The following is a 20,480-nucleotide window of genomic DNA, read 5'->3' on the forward strand; positions in this document are numbered from 1 at the left end:
CGTACGGGAGCCCCGGGCGGCACGGAAAGCCGGGGACGCGAGGGAAGCCGACGACGCGCGGGGGCCCGAGGTGACACGCGAACTCCGGGCCGTACGGGGCCCCGGCGCGGCCCGCGCTTCCTCCGGGGCCGCGCGTGCCCCCGAGGCCGCCGGGGTCCCCGGGGCGGCCGGTACCTCCAAAGCGGCCGGTGCCCCCGGGACGGCCCGCACACCTGGAGCAGCCCGCACACCCGAGGCCGCCGGTACCCCTGAGGCCGCCGGTGTCCCCGAGGCGCGCCGGGCCGCCGCCGCGGCCCACCGGCCCAAGGCCGCGCACACCCCGGGCCCGGCCCGCGGCGGCCCGGCCCCCGCCCCCCGGGCGGCCGGCGCACCCGCGGCGGCCCGCACGCCCGGGGCGCCCGACGCCCCCCGGGCGGCGAGCCCCGCCGGCACCCCCGACCGCGCCGACACGACAGACCACACCGACACGACCGACACGGTCAACGCGGCCGACGCCGTCGACGGGCCCAAGCGTCCGAAGCGGCCCAAGCGCACCGGCTGGCGCCGCCTCTTCCCCACCTGGCGCATGATCCTCGGCACCTTCGTCCTCGGCGTGGTCCTCGTCGTCGGCCTGTTCTTCGTCGGCTACTCCATGGTGAAGATCCCGTCGGCCAACGCCCTCGCCACCAAGCAGAGCAACGTCTACCTCTACGCCGACGGCACCGAGATCGCCCGCGACGGCACCGTCAACCGCGAGAACGTCGACCTCTCCCAGATCTCCAAGGACGCCCAGCACGCCGTCCTGGCCGCCGAGGACCGCGACTTCTACAGCGAGTCCGCCGTCGACCCCAAGGCGATGCTCCGGGCCGGCTGGAACACCGCCCTCGGCAAGGGCAAGCAGTCCGGCTCCACGATCACCCAGCAGTACGTGAAGAACTACTACCTCGCCCAGGAACAGACCGTCACCCGCAAGGTGAAGGAGTTCTTCATCGCCATCAAGCTGGACCGCGAGACCTCCAAGGACGACATCCTCGAGGGCTACCTCAACACCAGCTACTTCGGCCGCAACGCCTACGGCATGCAGGCCGCCGCCAAGGCCTACTACGGCGTCGACGCCGCCGAACTCACCGCCGCCCAGGGCGCCTACCTCGCCGCCCTGGTCAACGCGCCCAGCGAGTACGACGTCATCGCCCACCCCGAGAACCGCAAGGCCGCCGAAGCCCGCTGGAACTACGTGCTCGACGGCATGGTCACCAAGGGCTGGCTCAGCGAGGCCGACCGCACCGGACTGGCCTTCCCCGGCCCCAAGGAGACCTCCGGCGCCGACAACGGCATGTCCGGCCAGCGCGGCTACCTCGTCACCGCCATCAAGGACTACCTGCGCACCAACAAGATCGCCACCACCGAGGAACTCGAGGCCGGTGGCTACCGCATCACCACCACCCTGGACAAGAAGAAGCAGAACGCCTTCGTCAAGGCCGTCGACGACCAGCTGATGGACAAGCTCGACCCGAAGAACCGCAAGGCCGACACCTACGTCCGCGCCGGCGGCGCCGCGGTCGAACCCAAGACCGGCAACGTCCTCGCCCTCTACGGCGGCATCGACTACGTCAAGCAGTACACCAACAACGCCACCCGCCGGGACTTCCAGGTCGGCTCCACCTTCAAGCCCTTCGTCCTCACCGCGGCCGTCGAGAACGACTCCGAGACCCAGGACCGCCGCCGCATCACCCCCAACACCGTCTACGACGGCACCAACAAGCGCCCCGTGCAGGGCTGGAGCGGCGAGACCTACGCCCCCGAGAACGAGGACTACGTCAACTACGGCGACATCGACGTCCGCACCGCCACCGACAAGTCCGTGAACTCCGTGTACGCGCAGATGGCCGTCGACGTCGGCCCCGAGAAGGTCAAGCAGACCGCCGTCGACCTCGGCCTGCCCGGCGACACCCCCGACCTCAACCCCTACCCGTCGATCGCCCTCGGCACGGCCACCGCCAGCGTCCTCGACATGGCCGAGGCCTACGCCACCCTCGCCAACCACGGCCGGCACGGCACCTACACCCTCATCGACAAGGTCACCAGGAACGGCGTCGACGTCGCCGACCTCCCCGAGCGCAAGACCTCCCAGGCCGTCAGCCGCGAAGCCGCCGACACCACCACCTCGGTGCTGCGCAGCGTCGTCCAGAACGGCACCGCCACCGCGGCACTCGCCGCCGGCCGCCCCGCCGCCGGCAAGACCGGCACCGCCGAGAAGGACACCGCCGCCTGGTTCGCCGGCTACACCCCCGACCTCGCCACCGTCGTCGCCGTCATGGGCCAGGACCCCGTCACCGCCGCCCACAAACCGCTCTACGGCGCGCTGGGCCTGCCCCGCATCAACGGCGGCGGCGCGCCCACCCAGATCTGGGCCCAGTTCACCAGGAACGCCCTCAAGGGCACCCCCGTCAAGGACTTCACCCTCCGGCTCCAGGAAGGCTCCGAGGAAACCGCCCTCCCCTCCTCCGAACCCTCCGCGGGCGAGCCGAGCACGAGCGACGAGACGGACGGCACCACCGGCGGCCAGAACACCCAGACCCCCGGAACGAGCCAGGGCGGGACCGACGGCGGCACCACCGGAGGCAGCACCACCGGCGGCGGCACGACGACCGGCGGCACCCCCACCACCGGCGGCACCACCGACGGCGGCAGCACGGGCGGGAACACCTCCACCGGCGGCACCCCCACCACGGGCGGCACCACCGGCGGCGGCACGGGCGGCACCACCGGCGGGGACACCTCCACCGGCTCGACCACCGACGGAAGCACCACGGACGGCGGCACCGGCACCCTGGGCGGCACCTTCCCCCAGCTCGCGAACCGCCGGCCGGTCGAGGAGTGACCCACCCCGGACCCCGCCGCCGTCGCCGTCGGGGTCCGGCCAGGGGTCAGTGCCCCGAGGTCGCCTTCAGCCCCACCACGGCGACCAGCAGCAGACACACGAAGAAGATCCGGGCGGCGGTCGCCGGCTCCCCCAGCACCGCCATGCCGAACACCGCCGCCCCCGCCGCCCCGATCCCCACCCACACGCCGTACGCGGTACCGATCGGCAGCGAACGGGCGGCGTACGACAGCAGCAGCATGCTGGCGACGATCCCGGCCCCGGTGAACAGGCTCGGCACCAGCCGCGTGAACCCGTCGGTGTACTTCATCCCGACCGACCAGCCCACCTCCAGCAGACCGGCGACGACCAGCAGGACCCAGGCCATGACAGCACCTCCGAGAAACGAGCGCTCGACGACTACGGTGCGTCGTCTTCGCCTTCGTCCACCCCGGTACGGCGCGTCTCGTCGGGGTCCCTCCACGCCAGCAAAGCACACCGAAGCACACGGGAGAAGGGCTGGTGACCACGGTCACCAGCCCTTCCCACCCGCAGCGTCACCCGCTGCCTCACCGCTGTCAGAGATACAGGCCCGTCGAGTCCTCCGACCCCTCGAACCGGTCCGCGGCCACCGCGTGCAGATCACGCTCGCGCATCAGCACGTACGCGACGCCCCGCACCTCCACCTCGGCCCGGTCCTCCGGGTCGTACAGCACCCGGTCGCCCGGCTCGACGGTCCGCACGTTCTGGCCGACCGCCACGACCTCCGCCCACGCCAGCCGACGGCCCACGGCCGCCGTCGCCGGGATCAGGATCCCGCCGCCGGAACGCCGCTCGCCCTCACCGGTCTCCTGACGCACCAGGACCCGGTCGTGCAGCATCCGGATGGGGAGCTTGTCGTCGTGGTCGCTGTGCCCGCTTCTGTTACCGCTCACGCCACGAACCTACCTGCCTCCGCCCGGCGGCGACGCCTCCGGGTCAGCCCTTGCGGCGCCGCGTACCGAACGTGAGCAGACCCACGACCCCGATCACCACGAGGGCCACCGGCACCACCCGCTCCAGGCGCGGCGCGCCCTCCTCGTCCACGAACTGCGCCCGCACATCGCTCACCATCCGGTTGACCTGCACATAGGCCCTCCCGAGGGTGTGATCGACATTGGCCGCGACCTTCGCCCTGGCATCGCCGACGATGGTCTTCGGGTGCACCCGCACCCCGATCTCGTCGAGCGTCTCGGCCAGCACGTCTCGGCGGCGCCTGATGTCCGCCTCGATCTGCGCCGGGGTTCTGGTGTCCGACGTGTCCGACGTGTCCGCCACGGTGGGGCCTCCGAAGTGAGCCGACGTTTCCTACGTGTTCTGGACAGTCTGTCAGTTCCCCGCGCGCCCGCACTGTCAGGACCCCCGGTTACGCTGGCCCGATGAGCGAGCGACTCCAGCCCGGGGACGTGGCCCCCGCCTTCACCCTCCCCGACGCCGACGGCCACCAGGTGTCCCTGTCGGACCACAAGGGCCGCAAGGTCATCGTCTACTTCTACCCGGCCGCCCTGACCCCCGGCTGCACGAAGCAGGCCTGCGACTTCACCGACAACCTCGACCTCCTCGCCGACGCCGGGTACGACGTCATCGGCATCTCCCCGGACACCCCCGAGAAGCTGGGGAAATTCCGCGAGAAGGAGTCCCTGAAGGTCACCCTGCTGGCCGACCCCGACAAGAAGACCCTGGACGCCTACGGCGCCTTCGGCGAGAAGAAGAACTACGGCAAGACCTACCTGGGCGTCATCCGCTCGACGATCGTCGTCGACGAGGACGGCAAGGTCGCGCACGCCTTCTACAACGTCCGGGCGACCGGCCACGTAGCGAAGATCATCAAGGACCTGGGCATCTGAGTCCCCGCCCCTCTTCCCCGCGGCCCGCACCGGCACCCCGGCACGGGCCGCTCCCCCTTTCCGGGCGTGACCGCCCGACAGACGTTTCGTTACTCCGTACGAGACCACGAACGGGTGGTCGGGGACGGAGGGGATTCGGTGGCCGCGAGGTACACCCGTGAGTTGCTCCAAGAAGCCGCTCGTGCGACAGCGAACTGGGACGATGCCGTGCGGTGGTGTGGAGGGACGCCGACCGCGGGCAGCAGACGCTATCTGCGACAGAAGATGGCGGACGCGGACATCGACGTCTCCCACTTCCCCGCCGGATGGGCCCGTCACAGTGAAGCGCTGCTGCGAGAGGCAGTGGCCGCGTCCTGCAGTGTCAAGGAGGTGGTTCGCCGCCTGGGCATCAACCCGGTGGGCGGCAACCACTCCCACATCAGCCGCCGCATCACGAGGCTCGGCATCGACACATCCCACTTCACCGTGCGACGAGGGGCACCGAAGGGCTCGCGGGGCAATCCACTCGCCCTCGGATCACCGGACGACGGCAGAACCCCCGGCAGCCGCCTTCGGCAACGACTCCTGCGAAACGGTGTCGAGGAGGTCTGCACGATGTGCGGCACGGGCCCCGAATGGAACGGCAAGCCCCTTCGGCTGGAGGTCGACCACATCAACGGCGACTGGTGGGACAACCGGCCGGAGAATCTGCGACTCCTCTGCCCCAACTGCCATGCGGTGACGGACACCTACCGCGGGCGCAAGCAGAGGACGATCACATGAACAGGCCGCAGTTGACGTGCGCCGTGCTGACCCGGGCTGCCGCCAGGGCCACGAGCACCACCGACCTGATGTGCGAGCTGGGCATCCCCGTGGGCAGCGGCCCGCGCCGCTATCTGAACCAGCGCCTTCGGCACTACGGCATCGACACCTCCCACTTCCGGGAGCAACCCCTGCCACAGCGTGAGCGGCGCAGCTACCCGGAAAGCCTCCTCCGGGAAGCGGCCGCCCGCTCGTACAGCATCAAGGAGATGCTGGAGTACATGGGCTTCCCTCCGTGCGACAGCCCGTACGGCCACATCAGGAAGCAGCTGGACAAGTTCGGGATCGACACCTCGCACTTCACCGGAGGTCGCAGATACGGACCCGGCATTCCTCGCCGCGACGAACTGGCACCCGCGGTCGAGGCGGCGACAAGTCTGGCCGGCGTTCTGGCCGTCCTCGGCCGGAAAGACAACAATGCGGCCCGGACGCTCGTGAAGCGCGGCATCGAGTTCCACGGTTTGTCGACCGCGCACTTCACAGGCCAGGGCCACTTCCGTGGTACTCGTTCCCCGAACCGGAAATCCGCGACCGAGATCCTGGTGCTCCTCCCTCCCGGAAGCCCACGCACCAAGACACTGCTGCTCAGGCGGGCCCTCGACGATCTCGCGGTACCGCATGTCTGCGCTGAATGCGGACTCGGAGACACATGGCAGGACCGCAAGCTCGTGCTGGAGATCGATCACGTCAACGGCCACCCTCTGGACAACAGGCGGCAGAACCTGAGGTATCTGTGCCCTTCCTGCCACAGCCAGACAAGCAGTTTCTCGAACCGCCGCCGGGCGCAAGTCACTTCCCCGGCACCTGGGCAGGCACAGTAGAGTAAGCGACCTGGGCCCGTACTCCAGCTGGCTAGAGAGCGCCGGTTTAGGTCCGGTGTGTCGTGGGTTCGAGTCCCACCGGGCCCACGGACAGATCAAGCCCCGCACCTTCGATTCAAAGGTGCGGGGTCTTTGCGTTGTCTCAGCCCAGCAGCTCCCGCACCACCGGCACCAGCTCCCGGAACGCCTTCCCGCGGTGGCTGATCGCGTTCTTCTCCGCGGGGGTCAGTTCCGCGCAGGTGCGGGTCTCGCCGTCCGGCTGGAGGATCGGGTCGTAGCCGAAGCCGTTCGTGCCGGCGGGGGTGTGGCGGAGCACGCCCGTCAGCCGGCCCTCGACGACGCGTTCCGTGCCGTCGGGGAGGGCGAGGGCCGCCGCACAGGCGAAGTAGGCGCCCCGGTGTTCGTCGGCGATGTCGGAGAGCTGGGCGAGGAGGAGGTCGAGGTTGGCCTTGTCGTCGCCGTGGGTGCCGGCCCAGCGGGCCGAGAAGATGCCGGGGGCGCCGCCCAGGACGTCGACGCAGAGGCCGGAGTCGTCGGCGATCGCGGGGTGGCCGGTGGCCCGGGCGAGGGCGTGGGCCTTGAGGAGGGCGTTCTCGGCGAAGGTGACGCCGGTTTCCCTGACGTCGGGGATGTCGGGGTGGGCGTCCGCGCCGACGAGGTCGTGGGGCAGTCCTGCGTCGGCGAGGATCGACCTGAGTTCGGTGATCTTTCCGGCGTTGCGGGTGGCGAGGATCAGGCGGGTCATGTGCCCAGTATCCCGACTGCCGGGTGGCCCGGCCGGTTGGTGTCCCGACTGCCGGGCGCCCCGACCGGTGGGGGTCCCGACTGCCGGGTGTTCCGGCCGGCCGGGTGTTCCGGCCGGCCGGCGCCCCGACTGCCCGGTGTTCCGGCCGGCCGGGTGGCTCGACCGGTGGGTGTCCCCGCTGCCCGGTGTCCCGGCCCGCGTACGGGGTGCTACGGGGTGCAGACCTTGGTCAGTTCGCCCGCCGCGTCGGTGACGGGGCTGAGGTCGGGGGTGTTGTCACCGTTCTCGAGGGCGGTGCGGACGTTGGTGACGGCCTCGCGGAGGTCGTCGACCGCCTTGTCGACGTCGGCGTTGTCGGTCTTGTCACCTATCTTGTCGAGGTTCTTCTCGATGGAGGTGAGGGACTCCTGGGTCTGCGTCGGGTCGTCGGCGGCGTTCTCCACGGCCTGCTGGAGGTCGGTGACGCTGTCGGCGATGGAGTCGGCGGTCTGGACGCAGTCGAGTGCCTTGTTCACGGCGTCGCAGCCGGTGGTCGTGAGTCCGAGGGTCAGCGCGACGGCCGCGGTGGCGGCGGCGACGGTGATGCGGCGGTGTCGGTGACGGCCGGCGGACTGGGACATGACGGTGTTCCTCCCCTTGTGCAGGCCCCCCGGGAGGCCCCCGTTGTGTACGGCCCGGTGCGGACCGCGTGTACGGCCCTGGTGGGGGGCCGCCCGCACGGCCCTGGTGCGCGGTCCGTGCGGGCGGCCGTCGTCCGGGCCGCCCGTGGGTGCGGCCGCGCGGGGCCGTCGTACTGCGCAAGACGCAGGGACGGACGGCGGGGTTGCCCGCGCGTCCGGCCCTGTTTGGCATGCTCTTTACTTTTGCAGGACGGTGTCAAGTGCCGCGCGTTGCAGGGAGGCCAGTTCCGTGCAGCCCGAAACGGCCAGGTCGAGAAGGGAGTTGAGTTCGTCGCGGGCGAACGGCTCGGCCTCGGCGGTGCCCTGGACCTCGACGAAGCGGCCGTCGCCGGTGCAGACGACGTTCATGTCGGTCTCGGCGCGCACGTCCTCCTCGTAGCAGAGGTCGAGGAGGGGGACGCCGCCGACGATGCCGACGGAGACGGCGGAGACGGTGCCGGTGAGGGGCCGGCGGCCGGCCTTGATCAGCTTGCGTCCCTGGGCCCAGGTGACGGCGTCGGCGAGGGCGACGTAGGCGCCGGTGACGGCCGCGGTGCGGGTGCCGCCGTCGGCCTGGAGGACGTCGCAGTCGAGGACGATGGTGTTCTCGCCGAGTGCCTTGTAGTCGATGACGGCGCGCAGGGACCGGCCGATGAGGCGGGAGATCTCGTGGGTGCGGCCGCCGATCCTGCCGCGGACGGATTCGCGGTCGCCGCGGGTGTTGGTGGCGCGGGGGAGCATGGAGTACTCCGCGGTGACCCAGCCCTCGCCGCTGCCCTTGCGCCAGCGGGGGACGCCTTCGGTGACGGAGGCGGTGCAGAAGACCTTGGTGTCGCCGAAGGAGACGAGGACGGAGCCTTCGGCGTGCTTGCTCCAGCCGCGTTCGATGGTGACGGGGCGGAGCTGTTCGGGGGTGCGGCCGTCGATGCGAGACATGGCGTCGAGCCTATCGGCAGGCGCGGCAGGGGCCCCTCCCGCGGGTGCGGTGGGGCCCCTTCGGGTGAGTGGTGGGCTCACGCCGCGGCTCACATCATGTCTTCGATCTCCCCGGCGATGGGGTCGGCGTCGGTGCCGATGACGACCTGGACGGCGGTGCCCATCTTGACGACGCCGTGGGCGCCGGCGGCCTTCAGGGCGGCTTCGTCGACCTTGCTCGCGTCGATGACCTCGGTGCGCAGGCGGGTGATGCAGCCTTCGACTTCTTCGATGTTGTCGATGCCGCCGAGCCCGGCGACGATCTTCTCAGCCTTGCTGGCCATGTCCTTCTCCCTGGAGTCCCTGAAGCCTTCGGAGTGCCTGGGTTGCCCGGGGCGCCCGGTCGCCCGGTCGCCCGGTCGGCTCGGTGCGATCCGGCCGGAACCGCCTTGTCGCAGTAACCCACAGTTGGCCCATCTTTGCGAGCGATTGCGCCGGATGTGCCGAAGGATGACGCCACAGCCACGAAATCGTCCGTAGCTGGTCTACACCACCTGACAGGCGGTCGCCAAACCATGAGTGCCGAGAGCGCCGACACCACGGCCGGTCCCGGGCGGGCCCGCTGGAACAACCTGTTCCAGGGCCTGCAGAAGATGGGGCGCAGTCTGCAGCTGCCGATCGCGGTGCTGCCGGCCGCGGGCATCCTCAACAGGCTGGGTCAGCCGGACGTGTTCGGGGCCGACGGGCTGGGGTGGACGGACGTCTCGAAGGTGATGGCGGGCGCGGGCGGTGCCCTGCTCGACGGTCAGCTGGGTCTGCCGCTGCTGTTCTGCGTCGGGGTGGCCATCGGGATGGCGAAGAAGTCCGACGGGTCGACGGCGCTGGCGGCGGTGGCGGGTTTCCTCGTCTACTACAACGTGCTGCGGCAGTTCCCGGAGGACTGCGGCGAGGGGGCGAAGGCCGTGCCGGGCATCGGCTGCCAGGGGGTGGAGGACGGCACGGTGGTGGCGTTCACGTACCAGAACCCCGGTGTCTTCGGCGGCATCGTGATCGGTCTGCTGGCGGCCTATTTCTGGCAGCGGCTCCACCGTACGAAGCTGGTGGACTGGCTGGGCTTCTTCAACGGGCGCCGGCTGGTGCCGATCGTGATGGCGTTCGTGGCGATCGCCTTCGCGGCACTGTGCCTGTGGGTCTGGCCGCCGATCGGGGACGCGCTGGAGAGTTTCAGCGACTGGCTGGACGGTCTGGACGCCTGGGGTGCGGGCATCTTCGGGGTGGCGAACCGGGCGTTGCTGGTGATCGGTCTGCACCAGTTCCTGAACGTGCCCATCTGGTTCCAGTTCGGCTCGTACACCAAGCCGGACGGGACGGTGGTGCACGGTGACATCAACATGTTCCTGGCGGGCGACCCGGACGCGGGGCAGTTCACCTCGGGCTTCTTCCCGATCATGATGTTCGCGTTGCCGGCGGCGGCCCTGGCGATCACGCACTGCGCGCGGCCGGGCCGCCGCAAGGAGGTCGGGGGCCTGATGCTGTCGGTGGCGCTGACGTCGTTCGTGACGGGCATCACGGAGCCGATCGAGTACTCGTTCCTGTTCGTGGCGCCGGTGCTGTACGTGATCCACGCGGTGTTGACGGGTGTGTCGATGGCGGTGACGTGGGGGCTGGGGGTGCACGACGGCTTCAGCTTCTCCGCGGGTCTCATCGACTACGTCATCAACTGGGGTCTGGCGACGCGACCCTGGGCGATCGTTCCGATCGGCCTGGGTTTCGCTCTCCTCTACTACGCGATCTTCCGTTTCGCGATCACCCGGTTCGACCTGAAGACGCCGGGCCGGGAGCCGGAGGAGGAGCGGGAGGACATCACCAAGGCCTGAGAGGGGCCTTGCGGGGCGCCTTGCGGAGCAGGGATGTGGGGCCTTCGGACCGCCGGTCCGGGGGCCCTTCGCCGTGCCGCGCCGGGGGCGTTCGGACGGGTGCGGTGCGAGCGCGGCGCGGGTGCGGTGCGTAGCGCTCCGGTCGCAGTTCTGACGGGTTCCTTATACCGCCTTCATCGTGCTAGAAACAGGTCTACACCACTGAGTGGTGTAGACCACCACCGATGGAGGAAGTCTATGAGCACCGCCACCTCGCCAGCGGCGGCCCCCCCGAAGAAGTGGGGATCAGGCCTGTTCCAGGGCCTTCAGAAGGTCGGCCGCAGTCTCCAGCTGCCCATCGCCGTGCTGCCGGCCGCGGGCATCCTGCTGCGGCTCGGCCAGGACGACGTCTTCGGCAAGGACGGTCTCGGCTGGGACAAGGTCGCCAAGGTCTTCGCGACCGCCGGTGACGCCGTCTTCGCGAACCTGCCGCTGCTGTTCTGCGTGGGCATCGCCATCGGCTTCGCCAAGAAGGCCGACGGCTCGACCGCCCTCGCCGCGCTCGTGGGCTTCCTCGTCTACAAGAACGTCCTGACCGCGTTCCCGATCACCGAGGCGAAGGTCACCGAGGGTGCGGACGTGGCCGCCACCTACAACGACCCCAAGGTCCTCGGCGGCATCATCATGGGCCTGATAGCCGCGGTCACCTGGCAGCGCTTCCACCGCACCAAGCTCCCCGACTGGCTGGGCTTCTTCAACGGCCGCCGCCTGGTCCCGATCCTGATGGCCTTCATCGGCACCGCCGTGGGCGTCTTCTTCGGACTGGTGTGGGAGCCGATCGGTGACGTCATCACCAACTTCGGCGAGTGGATGACCGGTCTCGGCTCGGTCGGCGCGGGCATCTTCGGCGCGATCAACCGCGCGCTGCTCCCGGTGGGCATGCACCAGTTCGTCAACACGGTGGCCTGGCAGGAGATCGGCTCCTTCAAGGACGCCTCCGGTGCCGTCTGGCACGGTGACCTGCCGCGCTTCTTCCACGGTGACCCGACCGCGGGCCAGTTCATGACCGGCTTCTTCCCGATCATGATGTTCGCGCTGCCCGCCGCCGCTCTCGCCATCACGCACACCGCGCGTCCGGAGCGCCGCAAGGCGGTCGGCGGCATGATGGTCTCGCTGGCGCTGACCTCGTTCGTCACCGGCATCACCGAGCCGATCGAGTTCGCCTTCATGTTCATCGCGCCGCTGCTGTACGTCATCCACGCGGTGTTGACGGCCGTGTCGATGGCCGTCACGTGGGGCCTGGGCGTCCACCACGGCTTCAGCTTCTCGGCCGGCGCGATCGACTACTTCCTCAACTGGAACCTGGCCACCAAGCCGTGGCTGATCATCCCGATCGGCCTGGTCTTCGCGGTGATCTACTACGTGGTCTTCCGCTTCGCCATCGTGCGGTTCAACCTCACCACCCCCGGCCGCGAGCCGGAGGAGGAGGTCGAGGACCTCACGAAGGCGTGAGTCCCGCCCGGCACACGACGTACGCACACGCGAAGGCCCCCGGAGCCCTGAACCGCTCCGGGGGCCTTCGCGTGTCCGCTCATGTGGTGCGGACGTCAGATCTCGTACGTCGCCCCCGGTGCCGCCACTTCCGCCGGTCCGTCGAACACGGCGCGGGCGTCCGCGAGGTTGGCCTGGGGGTCGGTCCACGGGGGGATGTGGGTGAGGACGAGGCGGCGGGCGCCTGCACGGGCCGCCGTCTGTCCCGCCTCGCGGCCGTTGAGGTGCAGGTCGGGGATGTCTTCCTTGCCGTACGTGAACGCGGCCTCGCACAGGAACAGGTCGCTGTCGCGGGCGAGTTCGTCGAGGGCCGGGCTGACTCCGGTGTCGCCGGAGTAGGTGAGCGTCCGCCCGCCGTGCTCGATGCGGATGCCGTACGCCTCGACCGGGTGGGCCACGCGTTCCGTGTGGACCGTGAACGGGCCGATCTCGAAGGTGGAGGGCTTGACGGTGTGGAAGTCGAAGACCTCGCTCATGGAGGAGGCCGAGGGGGTGTCGGCGTAGGCCGTGGTGAGGCGGTGTTCGGTGCCCTCGGGGCCGTACACCGGGATCGGGTCGCAGCGGCCGCCGTCGTGGCGGTAGTAGCGGGCGACGAAGTACGCGCACATGTCGATGCAGTGGTCGGCGTGCAGATGGCTCAGGAAGATCGCGTCGAGGTCGTACAGACCGCAGTGGCGCTGCAGCTCGCCCAGGGCGCCGTTGCCCATGTCGAGAAGCAGCCGGAAGCCGTCGGCCTCGACGAGGTAGCTCGAGCAGGGCGATTCCGCGGACGGGAACGACCCCGAGCAGCCGACGACGGTGAGCTTCATGGAGCAGAAACCTCCGCTGGCGGGGACCGGGAAGTACCGGGGAAGGTCGGAAGACGGACGGTCGTGAAAAGAGGACGACAGGGGTCGTGCGGTCCGTCGAGCGTAAGGCGCGAAACCTTCGGTCGCTCCTCCACCAGGGGCTGTTGTGGGGGAACTCACCTGTGCTGTCACCGGTTCGGCTGGACCCGGAGCGCGGGGCGTGCGGAAGGGCGCGCACGGGGGAACGCGCCCCGGTACGGTCGTGCGTATGGACACGTCCTGGTGGCTGGCTCTCGTGGCGGTGGTGCTGCTCGCACTGGTCGCCACGCTCGTCGACGGCTGGGGGCGCGGCCGGCGTCCGGGCCGGCGTCCGGTGGGGCGTGGGTCCCGGCCGCCGGGGCGGCCCGGACGGGAACGGCCGCCGGGACGGCCGGAGCGGGAGCGCGGGCGGGACGCCGGGCGGCCGCGGCCGGCGGAGATCTGGTGGGCGAACGTGCCGTTCGAGGACGGGCCGGGCGCGAAGGACCGGCCGTGCCTGGTGCTGGCGGTGCGGGGGAACCGGGTGACCGTCGTGAAGATCACCAGCAGGCGCCACGACGAGCGGGCCGGGGTGATCGCGCTGCCGCCGGGCTCGGTCGGGGACGCGCGGGGCCGGGCGAGCTTCCTGGAGACGGACGAGCTGCGCCAGGTGCCGCTGGGCGACTTCCGGCGCCGGGTGGGTGTGGTGGACCCGGCCCTGTGGGACCAGGTCCGTCACCTGACGGCATAGCGGGCCGGGCGGGCGGGACCGGCTGGTCGGGCCGGGCGGGCGGGACCGGCTGGTCAGGCCGGTCCGCTCACGCCCAGAGCTGGCCCTGGAGCGTCTCGATGGCCTCTTCGGTGGTGGCGGCCGTGTAGACGCCGGTGGAGAGGTACTTCCAGCCGCCGTCGGCGACGACGAACACGATGTCGGCGCTCTCGCCCGCCTTGAGGGCCTTCCTGCCGACGCCGATCGCGGCGTGCAGGGCGGCGCCCGTGGAGACGCCCGCGAAGATGCCCTCCTGCTGGAGCAGCTCGCGGGTGCGGGTGACGGCGTCGGCGGAGCCGACGGAGAAGCGGGTGGTGAGGACGGAGGCGTCGTACAGCTCGGGGACGAAGCCCTCGTCGAGGTTGCGCAGGCCGTAGACCAGGTCGTCGTAGCGCGGCTCGGCGGCGACGATCTTGACGTCGGGCTTGTGTTCGCGCAGGTAGCGGCCGACGCCCATGAGGGTGCCGGTGGTGCCGAGTCCGGCGACGAAGTGGGTGACGGAGGGGAGGTCGGCGAGGATCTCCGGGCCGGTCGTGGCGTAGTGGGCGCCGGCGTTGTCCGGGTTGCCGTACTGGTAGAGCATCACCCAGTCGGGGTGCTCGGCGGACAGCTCCTTGGCGACGCGCACGGCGGTGTTGGAGCCGCCGGCGGCGGGGCTGGGAATGATCTCCGCGCCCCACATGGCGAGCAGCTCGCGGCGTTCCTGGGAGGTGTTCTCGGGCATGACGCAGACCATGCGGTAGCCCTTGAGCTTGGCGGCCATGGCCAGCGAGATGCCGGTGTTTCCGGAGGTCGGCTCCAGAATGGTGCAGCCGGGGGTGAGCCGGCCGTCCTTCTCCGCCTGCTCGATCATGTGCAGGGCGGGGCGGTCCTTGACGGAACCGGTGGGGTTGCGGTCCTCCAGCTTGGCCCAGATGCGGACGTCGGCGGAGGGCGAGAGCCGCGGCAGGCGCACCAGGGGGGTGTTGCCCACCGCGGCGAGGGGGGAGTCGTAGCGCATCGGACCGGCTCAGGCCATGCCGCCGGCCACGGCCGGCAGGATCGTCACGGTGTCGCCGTCGGCCAGCTTGGTGTCGATGCCGTCGACGAACCGGACGTCCTCGTCGTTCAGGTACACGTTGACGAAGCGGCGCAGCTGGCCGTTGTCCACGATGCGGGCCTGGATGCCCGTGTGCCGGGCCTCGAGGTCGGCGAACAGGTCGGCGAGGGTCTCGCCGCTGCCCTCCACCGCCTTCTGACCGTCGGTGTACTGGCGGAGGATGGTGGGGATGCGGACCTCGATGGCCATGGCTCAGGGCTCCTGTTCGGAAGGTGTGGGCAGCGCGGGACAAGGCGGGACAAGCGTGCGAGGGCGCCGCGGCACACGGCCGTACGGCGGCAGGGCCGGCGTCAACAGATGGCGCTGGCGAGCCTGCACAGGTCGACGTGCAGCCGCGCCACGAGCAGGGCGCCCGGCGTCTTCTCGCTCACGTCAGGGAGAACCATGGGCACATCGTATCGATTCCCGGTCCGGGCCCTGGAGTGTGATCCCACATTCTGGATGCTTTCCGACCGGATGCCGGGATCGGCGGGGTCAGTACGCCTCGACGACCTTGACCTCCTCCTCCGTGACCTGGCCGTCCACGATCCGGTAGGAGCGGAACTGGAAGGGGCCGGCGTCGTCGGTGTCCGCGGTGGAGACGAGGACGTAGTGGGCGCCGGGCTCGTTGGCGTAGGAGAGGTCGGTGCGCGAGGGGTAGGCCTCGGTGGCGGTGTGGGAGTGGTAGATGATCACCGGCTCCTCGTCGCGGTCGTCCATCTCGCGGTAGAGCCTGAGCAGGTCCTGCGAGTCGAACTCGTAGAAGGTGGGCGAGCGGGCCGCGTTGAGCATGGGGACGAACCGCTCGGGGCGGTCCGAGCCGGCGGGGCCCGCGACCACGCCGCACGCCTCGTCGGGGTGGTCCTCGCGGGCGTGGGCGACGATCTGGTCGAACAGGGCCTGGGTGAGGGTCAGCATGGTCGCCAGGATAAGCAGAGGGGCCGCGCCGTACCGAGGGGCGGTACGGCGCGGCCCGTATGCCGGACGTCCTGAGCGGCGGCCGCGGGGGGCGCCACGAGTGCTCCCCGCCTGCCGGACGTCCTCGGGGGTCAGCCCACTTCGTCGAATTCCGGTCGGCGGTCCCGGGCGGTCTGCGGGGTGCGGGACTTCAGCACGGCCCAGCCGACGCCGAGGGCGGCGGCCCAGCCGGCCATCACGTAGAGGCAGACGCGGGAGTCGGCGTCGTAGGCGATGAGGCCGGTGACGAAGAGGAGGAAGGCGATGGCGACGTAGCTGCACTTCGCGCCGCCGGGCGCCGGGAAGGGCGAGGCGGGCAGGCGGCCCGCGTCGACCGCGCGGCGGTAGAGGACGTGGCTGATCAGGATCATCAGCCAGGTCCAGATGCCGGCCGCGGTGGCGACGGAGGTGACGTAGCCGAAGGCCTTCTCGGGGACGACGTAGTTGAGGACGACGCCGATGCCCATGAAGGCGACGGAGACGGCGATGCCGAGGGCGGGCGTCCTGGTGGCGGACAGCTTGCGGAAGGCGGCGGGGGCCTCGCCGCTGTCGGCGAGGTTGCGCAGCATGCGGCCGGTGGAGTACATGCCGGAGTTGCAGGAGGACAGGGCGGCGGTGAGCACGACGAAGTTGACGATGGCGGCGCCGGCCGGGATGCCGATCTTGGCGAAGGCGGCGACGAAGGGGCTCACGCCGGGCGCGAACTCGGTCCACTTGACGACGCAGAGGATGACGGTGAGCGCGCCGACGTAGAACAGCGCGATGCGCCACGGCAGCGTGTTGATGGCCTTGGGGAGGGTCTTCTCCGGGTCCTCGGACTCGCCCGCGGTGACGCCGACCAGCTCGACGGCGAGGTAGGCGAACATGACGCCCTGGAGGGTCATGAGGGAGGAGCCGACACCCTTGGGGAAGAAGCCGTCGAAGGCCCACAGGTTGGAGACGGCGGCGGTGTCGCCGGCCGAGCTGAAGCCGAAGGTGAGGACGCCGAGGCCGATGACGATCATGCCGATGAGCGCGGTGACCTTGACCATGGAGAACCAGAACTCCAGCTCACCGAAGAGCTTGACGGAGATCAGGTTGACCCCGAAGAGGACCACCAGGAAGACCAGGGCCGTCACCCACTGGTGGATGGAGGGGAACCAGTAGTTGACGTAGATCGCGGCGGCCGTCAGTTCGGCCATGCCGGTCACGACCCACATCAGCCAGTACGTCCAGCCGGTGAAGTAGCCGAAGAACGGGCCGAGGAACTCGCGGGAGTACTCCGCGAAGGACCCGGAGACCGGGCGGTAGAGGAGCAGCTCGCCGAGCGCCCGCATGATGAAGAAGATGATCACGCCCGCGAGGGCGTACATGAGGATGAGGCTGGGGCCGGCCTTGGCGATGTTCGCCCCGGCTCCCAGGAAGAGGCCGACGCCGATGGCGCCGCCGATCGCGATCATCTGGACCTGGCGGCTGCCGAGTCCGCGCTCGTAGCCCTCCTCCGAGCCCTCGGGGGCCTTCTCCGTGTCGACCTGAGCGGAGGTCATGTGTGGTGCGCCTTTCTCCATGCCGAACCGGGCCTTCGTCGGCCGCGGATCGGTTCTCGATCCCCCCGGACTGATGGAGCGTTGTGCCTGGCCGGCGATCCGCCGGCTCGGTGGCGCACCCGGCGCGCATACGGATGGTGTGCGCCGGGCGGTCGTGAAGATTTATCACGCCCGTCATCCTGGCCGTCCGGGCGGCGTGTGGCGCATCGCACAAGAAGAAGCGGCCAAACTGGACACAAAAGGGGCACAGTCGGCCGCGCCGGTGACGTGATCGTTATCCGGATTTGAGCGTCCTCTGAGCGAACACCCGGTCGTCACGGATCACGCCATACCGGTTGATCCCGGCGGGCCCGAGGGGGCCCGAGGGGGTCCGAGGGGCCCGGTGAGCCCGACGGCGGCCCGGCGGACTCGGTGAGCCCGACAGCGGTCCGGCGGCCCGGCGGACCCGACGGGGGTCGGCAGGCCCGACGAGGGTCGGCAGGCCCGACGGGGGTCGGCAGGCCCGACGGGGGTCGGCGGGCTCAGCCCATGAGGGTGGTCACGAGCGTCTCCTGGAGGCCGCCCAGCCACAGGTACGCCATCACCATCGGCTTGCGCGGGTCCTCGTCCGGCAGCCGGTAGAGGAGGTCGGTGTCGTCCTCGGCGGTGATGTCCAGCCGGGAGCCGATCGCCAGCCGCAGGTCGTTGAGCGCGCCGAGCCACTGCCGGGAGTCCTCGGGCGACAGTTCGAGGACCGCCACGCCGTCGTCCTCGGCGACCAGCGCGTCCAGGGAGCGCACGACCGCGAGCGCGTTCTCGCGCTTGCCGGCCCTGAGGTCGTTCTCGGTGAAGCGGCGGAACTCGGCGGAACGGGAACGCCGTTCCTCCTCCTCCCGGGGCCCGGGGGCGGCCTCGGGGTCGACGTAGGCGTCGGGGAAGAGGCGCTTGAGGACCGGGTCGGCGGGCGGTTCGCTCGGGCCCTCGGCGAAGAGTCCCGCGAGCGGGTCGGCGGAGGCGTCCTCGGCGGGGCCGGGGCCGATCAGCTCCAGGAGCTGGACGGCCAGCGACCGGATGATGGAGATCTCGACGTCGTCGAGGGCGACGGCCGCGCCGCCGCCGGGGATCGGTTCGAAGTGTCCGGGCATCGGTGAGGTGACTACTTCCGGTCCTGCTGGAGGGTGGCCCACAGTCCGTAGCCGTGCATCGCCTGCACGTCGCGTTCCATCTCCTCGCGGCTTCCGCTGGAGACGACCGCCCGGCCCTTGTGGTGGACGTCGAGCATGAGCTTGGTGGCCTTGTCCTTGGAGTAGCCGAAGTACGTCTGGAAGACGTACGTCACGTAGCTCATCAGGTTGACCGGGTCGTTGTGGACGATCGTGACCCAGGGGACGTCCGGCTCCGGTACGGCGAAGACCTCCTCCGCCGACTCGGTGCGTTCGGTCTCAAGGGGCGCGGGTGACGTCACACAGCCCATGCTGCCATGCGGCACGGAAATCGTCACACCGACGAAAAGGGGGTACGATCCCTGGCATGCGAAGCGCTCCGGGGGGACGCCCCCCGGAACCCCGGCCTGGCCGGGGCACCCGGAGAGTCATGGACTAGGTGAGGCAAGTGGACGTAGCGGATCTCGGGCTGCCGGTGGATGTTCCCTCGACGGCGCTCTTCACGGACCAGTACGAGCTGACGATGCTGCAGGCCGCGCTGGAGGCGGGCACCGCCGGGCGGCGCAGCGTCTTCGAGGTCTTCACCCGGCGGCTGCCCGAGGGCCGGCGCTACGGCGTGGTGGCCGGCACCGGCCGCGTCCTGGACGCCGTCGAGAACTTCCGCTTCGACGCGGACGTCCTCGGCTTCCTGCGCGAGCGGGAGATCGTCGACGAGGCCACCCTGGAGTGGCTGGCCTCCTACCGCTTCTCGGGTGACGTCTGGGGCTACCCGGAGGGCGAGGTGTACTTCCCCGGTTCGCCGGTCATGCGGGTCGAGGGCTCCTTCGCCGAGTGCGTGCTGCTGGAGACCGTGATCCTGTCCATCCTCAACCACGACTCCGCGATCGCCGCCGCCGCCTCCCGGATGTCCTCGGCGGCCGGGGAGCGCCCGCTGATCGAGATGGGTGCCCGCCGCACCCACGAGCTGGCGGCGGTGGCCGCGTCCCGCGCCGCGTACGTCGGCGGCTTCGCCACCACCTCCGACCTGGCGGCGGGTTTCCGCTACGGCATCCCCACGGTGGGCACCAGCGCGCACGCCTTCACCCTCCTGCACGACACCGAGCGCGACGCCTTCCGCGCCCAGGTGGAGTCGCTGGGCCGCGGCACCACCCTCCTCGTGGACACCTACGACGTGGCCGAGGCCGTCCGCACGGCCGTGGAGGTCGCCGGGCCCGAGCTGGGCGCGGTGCGCATCGACTCCGGCGACCTGCTGCTCGTCGCGCACCGGGTGCGCCAGCAGCTGGACGAGCTGGGTGCGACGGACACGAAGATCGTCGTGACCTCGGACCTCGACGAGTACGCCATCGCCTCCCTGGCCGCGGCGCCCGTGGACGCGTACGGCGTCGGCACCCAGCTGGTGACCGGCTCCGGGCACCCGACGGCCTCCATGGTCTACAAGCTGGTCGCCCGCGCCGAGTCCGACGACCCGCGGGCGCCGCTGGTGCCGGTGGCGAAGAAGTCGTCCGGCGGGAAGACCTCGATCGGCGGCCGCAAGTGGGCCGCGCGCCGCCCGGACGCGGACGGCGTCGCGGAGGCCGAGGTCGTCGGCACCGGCCAGGTCCCCGCCGAGCTGGCCGACCACCAGCTGCAGGTCGAGCTGGTCAAGGGCGGCGAGGTCGTCGGCCGCGAGCCCCTGGACGTGGTCCGCGACCGGCACGCGGCCGCCCGCGCCGGACTGCCGCTGTCCGCCGCCCAGCTCTCGCGCGGGGAACCCGTCCTCGCGACGGAGTACGTCCAGGGACGCTCGGGTAGCTAGGGGGTGTTTCGAAAGTGGCGTCGTCTGCCCGAAGGGCAGGCCCGGCGGCGTCTGGTGCGTGCGATCGCAAGGCGGAGGGTCGCCCCGATACTGGTTGTATCGGGGTGATCCCGACAACGCGGCTGGGGGTGCCCCCTCTGGGGGAGTGCGTGCCAGGCGTCGCCGGGCTGGGGGCACCCCCTCTGGGGGAGGGACTTTCGAAACACCCCCTGGTCCCGCGACAGGCGACGTCCCCGGGACGGGACCGGTCGTGCCCCTCCCCTACCGCCGCCGAAGTCTCTAGGCTCGATTACTTCACCCTCCCCGGGCTCGAGAGAACCGGGGCTCCCACCGA

Annotated in this window: 24 protein-coding genes, 1 tRNA gene and 1 riboswitch; of the genes, 10 read left to right on the forward strand and 15 right to left on the reverse strand. The window is 70.7% G+C overall.

Going from position 1 to position 20,480, the window contains the following annotated elements; translation table 11 throughout:
* Nucleotides 1-70 precede the first annotated feature (70 nt).
* Nucleotides 71-2,860 (forward strand): transglycosylase domain-containing protein, encoded by a 2,790-nt coding sequence (locus ACF09K_RS07360; RefSeq protein ID WP_392241526.1) that lies wholly within the window; start codon nucleotides 71-73, stop codon nucleotides 2,858-2,860.
* Nucleotides 2,861-2,906: 46 nt separating this feature from the next.
* On the opposite strand, the gene ACF09K_RS07365 is transcribed toward ACF09K_RS07360, so the two are convergent.
* From ACF09K_RS07365 to ACF09K_RS07375, 3 genes are all read right to left on the reverse strand, one after another.
* Nucleotides 2,907-3,227, reverse strand: a complete 321-nt coding sequence (locus ACF09K_RS07365) for a DMT family transporter (protein ID WP_392241527.1) — start codon at nucleotides 3,225-3,227, stop codon at nucleotides 2,907-2,909.
* A 36-nt stretch (nucleotides 3,228-3,263) separates the two neighbouring features.
* Nucleotides 3,264-3,338: riboswitch (guanidine-III (ykkC-III) riboswitch) on the reverse strand.
* A gap of 79 nt (nucleotides 3,339-3,417) precedes the next feature.
* Nucleotides 3,418-3,720, reverse strand: coding sequence for a co-chaperone GroES (locus ACF09K_RS07370; RefSeq protein WP_236052880.1), 303 nt, complete (start codon nucleotides 3,718-3,720; stop codon nucleotides 3,418-3,420).
* Between the two features lie 97 nt (nucleotides 3,721-3,817).
* Nucleotides 3,818-4,156, reverse strand: a complete 339-nt coding sequence (locus tag ACF09K_RS07375; protein ID WP_392241528.1) for a DUF3618 domain-containing protein — start codon at nucleotides 4,154-4,156, stop codon at nucleotides 3,818-3,820.
* A 101-nt stretch (nucleotides 4,157-4,257) separates the two neighbouring features.
* Between ACF09K_RS07375 and bcp the strand changes: the two genes are divergently transcribed.
* The 4 genes from bcp (at nucleotide 4,258) to ACF09K_RS07395 (ending at nucleotide 6,434) form a co-directional block, all read left to right on the forward strand.
* Nucleotides 4,258-4,725: a thioredoxin-dependent thiol peroxidase gene (gene bcp / locus ACF09K_RS07380; protein ID WP_392241529.1), complete on the forward strand. Its 468-nt coding sequence runs from the start codon at nucleotides 4,258-4,260 to the stop codon at nucleotides 4,723-4,725.
* A gap of 369 nt (nucleotides 4,726-5,094) precedes the next feature.
* Entirely contained in the window at nucleotides 5,095-5,487 is a 393-nt protein-coding gene (locus ACF09K_RS07385; protein WP_392241530.1) for an HNH endonuclease, read from the forward strand.
* On the forward strand, nucleotides 5,484-6,347 hold the full coding sequence (locus tag ACF09K_RS07390) for an HNH endonuclease (RefSeq protein ID WP_392241531.1): 864 nt from the start codon (nucleotides 5,484-5,486) through the stop codon (nucleotides 6,345-6,347). Before ACF09K_RS07385 ends, ACF09K_RS07390 begins: the two co-directional genes overlap by 4 nt.
* 12 nt (nucleotides 6,348-6,359) lie before the next feature.
* A tRNA-Leu gene (locus ACF09K_RS07395) sits at nucleotides 6,360-6,434 on the forward strand.
* A gap of 55 nt (nucleotides 6,435-6,489) precedes the next feature.
* On the opposite strand, the gene rdgB is transcribed toward ACF09K_RS07395, so the two are convergent.
* The 4 genes from rdgB to ACF09K_RS07415 all read right to left on the reverse strand — a co-directional run bounded on the left by rdgB (nucleotide 6,490) and on the right by ACF09K_RS07415 (nucleotide 9,178).
* Complete coding sequence (rdgB, locus tag ACF09K_RS07400; protein ID WP_392241532.1) at nucleotides 6,490-7,092, reverse strand: RdgB/HAM1 family non-canonical purine NTP pyrophosphatase; 603 nt, start codon at nucleotides 7,090-7,092, stop codon at nucleotides 6,490-6,492.
* 209 nt (nucleotides 7,093-7,301) lie between these two features.
* Entirely contained in the window at nucleotides 7,302-7,712 is a 411-nt protein-coding gene (locus ACF09K_RS07405; protein WP_392241533.1) for a hypothetical protein, read from the reverse strand.
* A gap of 237 nt (nucleotides 7,713-7,949) precedes the next feature.
* On the reverse strand, nucleotides 7,950-8,687 hold the full coding sequence (gene rph / locus ACF09K_RS07410) for a ribonuclease PH (protein WP_392241534.1): 738 nt from the start codon (nucleotides 8,685-8,687) through the stop codon (nucleotides 7,950-7,952).
* Between the two features lie 89 nt (nucleotides 8,688-8,776).
* On the reverse strand, nucleotides 8,777-9,178 hold the full coding sequence (locus ACF09K_RS07415; RefSeq protein ID WP_392241645.1) for a glucose PTS transporter subunit EIIB: 402 nt from the start codon (nucleotides 9,176-9,178) through the stop codon (nucleotides 8,777-8,779).
* Nucleotides 9,179-9,241: 63 nt separating this feature from the next.
* Between ACF09K_RS07415 and ACF09K_RS07420 the strand changes: the two genes are divergently transcribed.
* Nucleotides 9,242-10,543 carry a PTS transporter subunit EIIC gene (locus ACF09K_RS07420; RefSeq protein ID WP_392241535.1) on the forward strand — a complete coding sequence of 434 codons (1,302 nt, stop codon included), beginning with the start codon at nucleotides 9,242-9,244 and terminating at the stop codon, nucleotides 10,541-10,543.
* A gap of 237 nt (nucleotides 10,544-10,780) precedes the next feature.
* Nucleotides 10,781-12,034, forward strand: a complete 1,254-nt coding sequence (locus ACF09K_RS07425; protein ID WP_392241536.1) for a PTS transporter subunit EIIC — start codon at nucleotides 10,781-10,783, stop codon at nucleotides 12,032-12,034.
* A 95-nt stretch (nucleotides 12,035-12,129) separates the two neighbouring features.
* Here ACF09K_RS07425 and ACF09K_RS07430 read toward each other — a convergent pair whose 3' ends face one another.
* Entirely contained in the window at nucleotides 12,130-12,882 is a 753-nt protein-coding gene (locus tag ACF09K_RS07430; protein ID WP_392241537.1) for an MBL fold metallo-hydrolase, read from the reverse strand.
* Between the two features lie 247 nt (nucleotides 12,883-13,129).
* On the opposite strand from ACF09K_RS07430, the gene ACF09K_RS07435 reads away from it, so the two are divergent.
* Nucleotides 13,130-13,630: a type II toxin-antitoxin system PemK/MazF family toxin gene (locus ACF09K_RS07435; RefSeq protein WP_392241538.1), complete on the forward strand. Its 501-nt coding sequence runs from the start codon at nucleotides 13,130-13,132 to the stop codon at nucleotides 13,628-13,630.
* A 67-nt stretch (nucleotides 13,631-13,697) separates the two neighbouring features.
* Here ACF09K_RS07435 and ACF09K_RS07440 read toward each other — a convergent pair whose 3' ends face one another.
* The 5 genes from ACF09K_RS07440 to ACF09K_RS07460 all read right to left on the reverse strand — a co-directional run bounded on the left by ACF09K_RS07440 (nucleotide 13,698) and on the right by ACF09K_RS07460 (nucleotide 17,209).
* Nucleotides 13,698-14,648: a PLP-dependent cysteine synthase family protein gene (locus ACF09K_RS07440; RefSeq protein ID WP_392241539.1), complete on the reverse strand. Its 951-nt coding sequence runs from the start codon at nucleotides 14,646-14,648 to the stop codon at nucleotides 13,698-13,700.
* 9 nt (nucleotides 14,649-14,657) lie between these two features.
* The gene (locus ACF09K_RS07445; RefSeq protein WP_392241540.1) at nucleotides 14,658-14,936 is read right to left on the reverse strand and encodes a MoaD/ThiS family protein; all 279 of its coding nucleotides are present in this window, start codon (nucleotides 14,934-14,936) and stop codon (nucleotides 14,658-14,660) included.
* A 101-nt stretch (nucleotides 14,937-15,037) separates the two neighbouring features.
* Nucleotides 15,038-15,133 (reverse strand): putative leader peptide, encoded by a 96-nt coding sequence (locus tag ACF09K_RS07450; RefSeq protein WP_392241541.1) that lies wholly within the window; start codon nucleotides 15,131-15,133, stop codon nucleotides 15,038-15,040.
* A gap of 88 nt (nucleotides 15,134-15,221) precedes the next feature.
* Nucleotides 15,222-15,644 carry a Mov34/MPN/PAD-1 family protein gene (locus tag ACF09K_RS07455; protein ID WP_392241542.1) on the reverse strand — a complete coding sequence of 141 codons (423 nt, stop codon included), beginning with the start codon at nucleotides 15,642-15,644 and terminating at the stop codon, nucleotides 15,222-15,224.
* 131 nt (nucleotides 15,645-15,775) lie between these two features.
* A complete protein-coding gene (locus tag ACF09K_RS07460; protein WP_392241543.1) occupies nucleotides 15,776-17,209 on the reverse strand; it encodes an amino acid permease in 1,434 nt (477 codons plus the stop codon).
* Nucleotides 17,210-17,228: 19 nt separating this feature from the next.
* Here ACF09K_RS07460 and ACF09K_RS07465 point away from each other — a divergent pair, with 19 nt between their 5' ends.
* Nucleotides 17,229-17,480, forward strand: a complete 252-nt coding sequence (locus ACF09K_RS07465; RefSeq protein WP_392241544.1) for a hypothetical protein — start codon at nucleotides 17,229-17,231, stop codon at nucleotides 17,478-17,480.
* Between the two features lie 250 nt (nucleotides 17,481-17,730).
* On the opposite strand, the gene ACF09K_RS07470 is transcribed toward ACF09K_RS07465, so the two are convergent.
* Together ACF09K_RS07470 and clpS are read right to left on the reverse strand one after the other, a co-directional pair.
* Nucleotides 17,731-18,333: a DUF2017 domain-containing protein gene (locus tag ACF09K_RS07470; RefSeq protein WP_392241545.1), complete on the reverse strand. Its 603-nt coding sequence runs from the start codon at nucleotides 18,331-18,333 to the stop codon at nucleotides 17,731-17,733.
* 11 nt (nucleotides 18,334-18,344) lie between these two features.
* Nucleotides 18,345-18,662 carry an ATP-dependent Clp protease adapter ClpS gene (clpS, locus tag ACF09K_RS07475; protein WP_392241546.1) on the reverse strand — a complete coding sequence of 106 codons (318 nt, stop codon included), beginning with the start codon at nucleotides 18,660-18,662 and terminating at the stop codon, nucleotides 18,345-18,347.
* Between the two features lie 137 nt (nucleotides 18,663-18,799).
* On the opposite strand from clpS, the gene ACF09K_RS07480 reads away from it, so the two are divergent.
* The gene (locus tag ACF09K_RS07480) at nucleotides 18,800-20,146 is read left to right on the forward strand and encodes a nicotinate phosphoribosyltransferase (RefSeq protein ID WP_392241547.1); all 1,347 of its coding nucleotides are present in this window, start codon (nucleotides 18,800-18,802) and stop codon (nucleotides 20,144-20,146) included.
* Nucleotides 20,147-20,480: the final 334 nt, after the last annotated feature.

Origin of the sequence: Streptomyces sp. NPDC014882 (assembly GCF_043081325.1) — a bacterium.
Lineage (GTDB): Bacteria > Actinomycetota > Actinomycetes > Streptomycetales > Streptomycetaceae > Streptomyces.